At 71.6% G+C, this 7880-nt stretch carries 6 protein-coding genes and 2 pseudogenes; 4 read left to right on the top strand and 4 right to left on the bottom strand.

All coding sequences use genetic code 11. From position 1 onward, the window contains the following. Nucleotides 1-89, bottom strand: a pseudogene (locus tag AB0E96_RS35445) (glycohydrolase toxin TNT-related protein); the annotation flags it as partial. Here AB0E96_RS35445 and AB0E96_RS35440 point away from each other — a divergent pair. Next, nucleotides 82-450: an Rv3235 family protein gene (locus AB0E96_RS35440; RefSeq protein WP_359829986.1), complete on the top strand. Its 369-nt coding sequence runs from the start codon at nt 82-84 to the stop codon at nt 448-450. The pseudogene AB0E96_RS35445 and the gene AB0E96_RS35440 overlap by 8 nt on opposite strands. 101 nt (nt 451-551) lie before the next feature. Here AB0E96_RS35440 and secA read toward each other — a convergent pair whose 3' ends face one another. After that, nucleotides 552-3314 (bottom strand): preprotein translocase subunit SecA, encoded by a 2763-nt coding sequence (gene secA / locus AB0E96_RS35435; protein WP_359829984.1) that lies wholly within the window; start codon nt 3312-3314, stop codon nt 552-554. A 254-nt stretch (nt 3315-3568) separates the two neighbouring features. Here secA and AB0E96_RS35430 point away from each other — a divergent pair, with 254 nt between their 5' ends. Continuing rightward, nucleotides 3569-4126, top strand: a complete 558-nt coding sequence (locus tag AB0E96_RS35430; protein ID WP_359829982.1) for a GNAT family N-acetyltransferase — start codon at nt 3569-3571, stop codon at nt 4124-4126. A gap of 129 nt (nt 4127-4255) precedes the next feature. Next, on the top strand, nt 4256-5467 hold the full coding sequence (locus AB0E96_RS35425; protein WP_359829980.1) for a crosslink repair DNA glycosylase YcaQ family protein: 1212 nt from the start codon (nt 4256-4258) through the stop codon (nt 5465-5467). A gap of 12 nt (nt 5468-5479) precedes the next feature. Here AB0E96_RS35425 and AB0E96_RS35420 read toward each other — a convergent pair whose 3' ends face one another. Then, entirely contained in the window at nt 5480-6271 is a 792-nt protein-coding gene (locus AB0E96_RS35420) for a response regulator transcription factor (protein ID WP_107086574.1), read from the bottom strand. A 191-nt stretch (nt 6272-6462) separates the two neighbouring features. Beyond that, a complete protein-coding gene (raiA, locus tag AB0E96_RS35415; RefSeq protein WP_359829978.1) occupies nt 6463-7155 on the bottom strand; it encodes a ribosome-associated translation inhibitor RaiA in 693 nt (230 codons plus the stop codon). A 367-nt stretch (nt 7156-7522) separates the two neighbouring features. Here raiA and AB0E96_RS35410 point away from each other — a divergent pair. Then, a pseudogene (locus AB0E96_RS35410) lies at nt 7523-7880 on the top strand (hypothetical protein); the annotation flags it as partial.

Raw genomic sequence — 7880 nt, 5'->3', positions numbered from 1 at the left:
CTCTGCGGCGGGAGCGCGCGGCTGGCGTAGGGCAGGCCCTCGGGGGCGAGGTAGGCGCCGTACTCGCTGCCGTAGCGGTCGATGTTCTGGTTCGGCCCGGAAGCCGGACCCGGCACCCCCGGGCCCGGCTCCGGGGCCCTGGCGGCCCGGTTCGCCCACCAGCTGGTCGAGGTGCTCACCGGCGCCCGGCCCTCGGGCCAGCTGCTGCGGCACACCAGCCTGGCCGGCTACGGGCAGCTCGCCTCACTGGTGCGGGCCGGCGCGCTGCGTCGCGGCGGCCCCGCCGACCGGCCCCGGCTCGGCCCGGTGCACGACCGCTCGCCCTCACCGGACGCGGTCGAGGCCTGCGTGCGGGTCGACCTCGGCCGGCGGCACCACATGGTGGCCTTCCGGCTGGAACAGCGCGGTGCGGCCGGGCAGTGGCAGTGCACCGCCGTGGAGGCCCGGTGAGCACCCCGCCCCGCCCCCGGCGGCACGGTACGGCGCAGGGCGCCGTCCCGGTCCGGGAACGGCGCCCTGCGTGGCGTCCTGGCTGGTGCCCTGCGGCCGGCTCAGCCCTTGCGGCGGCGGCCCTTGGCCGACTTCGCGGCCTTGCGGCGCTCGGCGCGGGTCAGCCCGTCGCTCTCGTCCTCCGGGGCGAGGTCGTCGAAGTCGCCCTCGATGACACCGCCGCCGACCTCGTCCGAGGGGGCCGTGTAGTGCAGCCGCTGCGGCTTCGGGGCCTCCAGGCCCTTGGCTTTGATCTCCGGGCGGGCGGCGTCCTTCTCCAGCTTGTCGAGCACCACCTGGGCGTCCTCGACCGGGACCTCCTCGACCTGCTGCTCGACCTGGACCTCCAGGTTGAACAGGTAGCCGACGGATTCCTCCTTGATGCCCTCCATCATCGCGGTGAACATGTCGAAGCCCTCGCGCTGGTACTCGACCAGCGGGTCGCGCTGCGCCATGGCCCGCAGGCCGATGCCCTCCTGGAGGTAGTCCATCTCGTAGAGGTGCTCGCGCCAGCGGCGGTCCAGCACCGACAGCACGACCCGGCGCTCCAGCTCGCGCATGATCTCCGCGCCCAGCTGGTCCTCGCGGGCGCCGTACTGCCCCTGGATGTCCTCCTGGATGGACTTGATCAGGAACTCGGGGGTCAGCCCGGCCTGGCCGCCGGCCTCCTCCTCCAGCTCCTCCAGGTCCAGGGTGATCGGGTAGAGCTGCTTGAGCGCGGTCCAGAGCTTGTCGAGGTCCCAGTCGTCCTCGAAGCCCTCGCCGGTGGCCGCCCGGACGTACGCCTCGACGGTGTCGTCCATGAAGTGGCCGACCTGCTCCTGGAGGTCCTCGCCCTCCAGCACCCGGCGGCGCTCGCCGTAGATGACCTCGCGCTGGCGGTTGAGCACCTCGTCGTACTTGAGGACGTTCTTGCGGATCTCGAAGTTCTGCTGCTCGACCTGGGTCTGCGCCGAGGCGATGGCACGGGTGACCATCTTGGACTCGATCGGCACGTCCTCGGGCACGTTGGCCATCGAGAGCACGCGCTCGACCATGCCGGCCTTGAACAGGCGCATCAGGTCGTCGCCCAGCGACAGGTAGAAGCGGGACTCGCCCGGGTCGCCCTGACGGCCGGAGCGGCCGCGCAGCTGGTTGTCGATCCGGCGGGACTCGTGCCGCTCGGTGCCGAGGACGTAGAGGCCGCCGGCCTCCTTGACCTCGTCCTGCTCGATCTTCACCGAGGCCTTGGCCTTCTCCAGCGCGGCCGGGAAGGCGGCCTCGTACTCCTCCGGGGTGTCCGTCGGGGTCAGCCCGCGCTGCGCCAGCTCGGCGGCGGCCAGGTGGTCGGCGTTGCCGCCGAGCATGATGTCGGTGCCGCGGCCGGCCATGTTGGTGGCGACGGTGACGGCGCCCTTGCGGCCGGCCTGGGCGACGATCTGCGCCTCGCGCTCGTGGTGCTTGGCGTTCAGCACCTCGTGCGGGATGCCGCGCTTGCGCAGCTCCTGCGACAGGTACTCGGACTTCTCGACCGACACGGTGCCGACCAGCACCGGCTGGCCCTTCTCGTGCTTCTCGGCGATGTCCTCGACCACGGCGGCGAACTTGGCCGGCTCCGACTTGTAGATCAGGTCGGGCTGGTCGATGCGCAGCGGCGTCTTGTTGGTCGGGATCGGCACCACGCCGAGCTTGTAGATCTGGTGGAACTCGGCGGCCTCGGTGGTGCCGGTACCGGTCATGCCCGAGAGCTTGTCGTACAGGCGGAAGAAGTTCTGCAGGGTGATGGTGGCCAGGGTCTGGTTCTCGTTCTGGACCTCCACCCCCTCCTTGGCCTCGATCGCCTGGTGCATGCCCTCGTTGTAGCGACGGCCGGCCAGGATGCGGCCGGTGTGCTCGTCGACGATCATGACCTCGCCGTTCATCACGACGTAGTCCTTGTCCCGCTTGTACAGCTCCTTCGCCTTGATGGCGTTGTTCAGGAAGCCGACCAGCGGGGTGTTCACCGACTCGTAGAGGTTGTCGATGCCCAGGTAGTCCTCGACCCGGGTGACGCCCTCCTCCAGGATGCCGACGGTGCGCTTCTTCTCGTCGACCTCGTAGTCGCGGTCGATCTTCAGGCGCAACACCAGCTTGGCGAAGTCGGCGTACCACTTGGTCGCCTGGTCGGCCGGGCCGGAGATGATCAGCGGGGTGCGGGCCTCGTCGATCAGGATCGAGTCGACCTCGTCGACGACCGCGAAGAAGTGGCCTCGCTGGACGAGTTCATCCTGCGACCAGGCCATGTTGTCGCGCAGGTAGTCGAAGCCGAACTCGTTGTTCGTGCCGTACGTGATGTCCATCCCGTACTGGCGCTTGCGCTCGGCGGGCGTCATGTTGGCGAGGATCACGCCGACTTCGAGGCCGAGGAAGCGGTGCACCCGGCCCATCCACTCCGAGTCGCGCTCGGCCAGGTAGTCGTTGACCGTGATCAGGTGGACGCCCTTGCCGGTCAGCGCGTTCAGGTACGTGGGCAGGGTGCCGACGAGGGTCTTGCCCTCACCGGTGCGCATCTCGGCGACGTAGCCGTAGTGCAGGGCGGCGCCGCCCATCAGCTGGACGTCGTAGTGACGCTGGCCGAGCACGCGCTTGGCGGCCTCACGGACGGTGGCGAACGCCTCGGGGAGGATGTCGTCCAGGCTCTCGCCGTCGACGAGCCGCTGCTTGTACTCGTCGGTCAGTGCGCGCAGCTCGGCGTCGGTGAGGTTGACGAAGTCCTCTTCGATGGAGTTGACCTGGGCAGCAATCCGCTGCAGCTTGCGAAGGATCTTGCCCTCGCCTGCGCGCAGGATCTTGTCGAAGACGGACACGTGAGCGGGCTCCTTGCCTGTATTGGCACTGGACGACTGCACGGGGGGTCCACCCCACCGCACGGGCCATCGTATGCGAGGAGTCCAACCCCCCGGGAGGTGCGTCAGCACGGTATTCCCGTGTCACCCGAGCGAGCACATGGCCCGATAGCACCGTCCACCGGGACAAAACGGTCGGCGGGGCGCGGAGTTGGCTCCGCGGGCGGCCGGAATATCGAATGCCGGCCCTCCCCCTCCGGCGGAATAATCCGTTCATGGACGAACTTCGCACCGAACACCCCACCCTCACCACCGACCGGCTGGTGCTGCGCGCTCCCCGGGAGTCGGACATCGACGCGGTCTTCGCCGCCTGCCAGGACCCGGAGATCCAGCGCTGGACCGTCGTCCCGTCGCCGTACCGGCGCGAGGACGCGGAGTTCTTCGTGCGCGATCTCGCCGCGGAGGGCCGGCGCACCGGAGCCAACCGGATCTGGTGCGTGTTCGAGCGCGAGTCCGGGGCCCTGGTCGGCTCCCAGGGGCTCGTCCTGCGGCCCGGGGACCCGGGCTGCGCCGAGATCGGCTGGTGGGCCGTGAAGGAGTTCCGCGGCCGCGGCTACACCACCGAGGCCGCGCGCGCCGTCTCCCACCACGGCCTGCGCGAGCTCGGACTGCGCCGCCTGGAGTGGGTGGCCTACGTCGGCAACGAGGGCTCCCGCGCGGTCGCCACGAAGGTCGGCTACCGCTTCGAGGGCACCCTGCGTTCGTACGCCGAGCAGCGCGGCGTCTTCCACGACTCCTGGCTCGCCTCCCTGCTCCCCTCCGACCTGGACTGAGCCCGCGGTCGGCTCCGGGCGCCCGTCCCGGGTCCGCGGCCGACTCCGGGTGCCCCTCCCGACTCCGGGTCCGTGCTCCGGGTCCGCTCCGGCCCCGCGCTGTCGGTGCCCCCGGCTACGCTCGCCGGCATGACCGCCGCTGCCGCCCGCCCCGCCCCCGTCGCCGTCCTCAGCGCGGACGACGCCCGCCGGATCGCCCTGCGCGCCCAGGGCCTGCTGGGCGCTCCGGACCGCCGCGGCGGGGTGCGCGGGGTGCTGCGGCACCTGGGCGCCGTCCAGCTGGACACCATCTCGGTGCTCGCCCGCTCGCACGAACTGGTGCCGTACGCCCGCCTCGGCGCGGTCGGCCGCCCGGCCGTCGAGGCGGCGTACTGGAGCGGCGGCGCGAGCTTCGAGTACTGGTCGCACGCGGCCTGCGTCCTGCCGGTCGAGGAGTGGCCGCTGTTCGCCTTCCGGCGCCGCCGCTACCGCGACCGCGGCCACCTCTGGGGCCACCAGGTCGATCCCGGGACCTACCGCGCCGTGCTCGACAAGCTGCGCGCCGAGGGGCCGTTGACCTCCACCGAGCTCGGCGGCGCCAAGAAGACCTCCGAGTGGTGGGACTGGTCCGACACCAAGATCGCGGTCGAGCGGGCGCTGGCCTTCGGCGACGTGGTCTGCACCGAGCGCCGGAGCTGGAAGCGGGTCTACGCACTGGCCGAACAGGCCATCCCGGACGCCCTGTTCGGCCAGGACCGGTCGGACGAGGAGTGCGTGCGCACCCTGGTCGCCCAGGCCGGCGCCGCCCTCGGCGTGGCCACCCGGGCCGACCTCCTGGACTACCACCGGCTGCGCGCCGAGCAGTTGGACGCGGTGCTCGCCGACAGCGGCCTCGTCCCGGTCGAGGTGGCCGGCTGGGGCCCGGACGGCGCCCCGGCCCCGGCCTGGGCCGACCCGGCCGCCCTCGCCACCGCTCCGCGCGGACGCCACCGCACCACCCTGCTCTCGCCGTTCGACTCGCTGGTCTGGGACCGCCCCCGCACCGAGCGGATCTTCGGCATGACGCACCGGCTGGAGGCCTACACGCCCAAGCACAAGCGGGTGCACGGCTACTTCGCGATGCCGCTGCTGACCGGCGGCCGGCTGGTCGGCCGGGTCGACCCGGCCCGCGAGGGACGCACCCTGGTCGCCCGGCAGGTCTCCCTGGACGGCGGTCCGGGGCGCGGCGGCCGGCACGTCGAGGCGCTGGCGACGGCCCTGCGCGAGGCGGCCGCCTGGGTCGGCTGCGACGAGGTGCGGGTCGGGACGCTGCACGACGAACGGCTGCGCCCGACCCTGGAGAAGCTGCTGGCGGACCACTAAGTCCCGCCCGGCTCACCCTATTTCGAGGATCTTCTCCCGCATCGCGTACACCACGGCCTCCATCCGGGAGTGCAGCTGGAGCTTCTCCAGGATGTTGCGCACGTGGTTCTTCACGGTGTTCTCGCTGATGAACAGCTCCTTGGCGATCTCCCGGTTGTTCATCCCGGTCGCCACCAGCTTGAGCACCTCCAACTCCCGGTCGGTGAGCCGGGGTGCGGGCACCAGGTCCCGGTCGTCGGAGCGGCGCTGGATCATCGACTTGAACTCGGTGAGCAGCTTGGACGCCATCGAGGGGCTGATCTGCGACTGCCCGTCGGCGACCGCGCGGATCGCGGTGGCGACCTCGTCGGTGGAGATCTCCTTGAGCAGGTAGCCGGTGGCCCCCGCCTTGATCGCCTCGTAGAGGTCGGCCTCCTCGTCGCTTATCGTCAGCATGATGATCTTGGTGCTGGGTGCCACGTCCTTGATCGCCGTGCAGGCCTCGATCCCGCTGCGGCGCGGCATCCGGACATCCATGAGGATGATGTCGGGCAGCAGGTCGGCGGCCTTCAGCACGGCCTCTGCGCCGTCCCCCGCCTCCCCGACGACCTTGATGTCCGGCTCCTCCGCGAGGACGATCTCCAGCCCCCTGCGGAACAGTGCGTGGTCGTCCACCACCAACACGCGGATCGGCTCACCCCGGTGCGGCTCGTACGCGGGCTCGTCCTCCGCCCCCAACGGCAGCCCTGGCCCGACCCCGGGCCCCAGCCCGAAGTGATCCCCCATCCGCTCCTCCCCCTTCGCGGGTCGTCGTGCGCCAATCATTCCACGCTCCGACCCCGCCACGGTCACGCTCCGATGCCGATTCCCCCGCATCGGGTGACCCCTCCGTCCGGCACGCGGTGCCGTTCGAACCGCGCCGCCCCCGAACGCCGTTGGGACCTCCCGCACCCCGAACGCCGGTGACCCCGGCGGCCACGGCCGCCGGGGTCACCCCTCCGTCACTGCCCGGACGGTCAGTCCTCGTCGGACCCACCGATCGCGCCGCCCGCCCCGCCGCCCGGCCCGGCCGCGTGGTCGGTCTGCAGGTGGATGACGCCGTAGTGGTAACCGTGCCGGCGGTAGACCACGCTCGGCAGGCCGCTGTCCTTCTCCACGAAGAGGTAGAAGTCGTGGCCGACCAGCTCCATCTCGTAGAGCGCCTGGTCCAGTGCCATGGGGGCGGCCGGGTGCGTCTTCTCCCGGACCACCAGCGGGCCTTCGCCCTCCACTTCCAGGGATCCCATCATGGTCTTGCGGACGGCGCCGTTCGTCTCCCCCTCCGGCGCCGTCGTCTCCGGCAGCGCGGCCAGGGCCGCGGTCGCCTCGGCGACGCTGATCGGGGTGCGGCCGTTCGCGCCGCCCTTGTGCACCCGACGCCGGTCCGCGGACTTGCGCAGCTGGGCGTCGAGCTTCGCCGAGGCCAGGTCGAGCGCCGCGTACGGATCGGCGGCGGCGGCTTCGGCCCGGATCACGGGGCCGCGGCTGCGGAGAGTGATCTCCACCCGATCGGAGCGGTCGGCCTGCCGCGGGTTGTGCTCCTTGGACACCTCGACGTCGAGGCTGATGGCCTTGGCGTCGAACTTCTGGACCTTCTCCAGCTTCTCGGCCACGTGCTCGCGGAACCTCTTGGGCACCTCGGTCTTGCGGCCCTTGACGACGATGTCCACGCAGAACTCCGATCCCTCGTGCTGACGCCGATCCGGGTGCTACCGGACCGGACTGAGACCCAGCTGGACCAGCCCATCCACTGCCGGCCCCCCGTCCCGCCGCCAGCGGCGGAAACGACTGGCCCTCACCTCACTTCCTCCCCACCAGGGACGGTTGAAACCCCCTGGGCCTTATCGAACACCTCACACGGGTTTTTCGCCTCCCCAGGCGATAAGGAGGGTATGACCCGATACTGCGGTCGGGCGGTCAAGCTGGTGCACCCTGTCTACCCTCTCGCGGGTGAAGTATGGGTAAATACCTGGACAACGCCCCCCATACGGCGGATCCTGTGCTCACTCTCCGTGCCTGCCACCGCGAGGAGCAGCCGTGCCGCCGCCTCCCTCCCCCCGCCGCCCGCCGTCCGCCCAAGGGCCGTTCGGCCACGCACTGGCCGGACTGCTGGACGTCCTGCTGCCCACCGACTGCGCGGGCTGCGGCAGCGAACACGCCCAGCTCTGCCCGGTCTGCCGGGGCCTGCTGGCCGCCGCGCGGCCGGCTCCCACCCTGCTGCCCTGGACGCACGCCGCGGCGCCGTACACCGGCCCGGTGCGGCAGCTGCTGCTCGCCCACAAGGAGCGGGGCGCGCTGCGGCTGGCCGGGCCGCTCGGCGAGGCCCTCGGCCGGGCGGTGCGCTCCGCCCTGGGGGCACGGGCCGGGGCCGCCCCGCTGCTGCTGGTCCCGATGC

Origin of the sequence: Kitasatospora sp. NPDC036755, from assembly GCF_040636595.1 — a bacterium.
Taxonomy (GTDB): domain Bacteria; phylum Actinomycetota; class Actinomycetes; order Streptomycetales; family Streptomycetaceae; genus Kitasatospora.
Note: the sequence above shows the minus strand (reverse complement) of the source record. Positions and strands in the feature narration are given on the sequence as shown.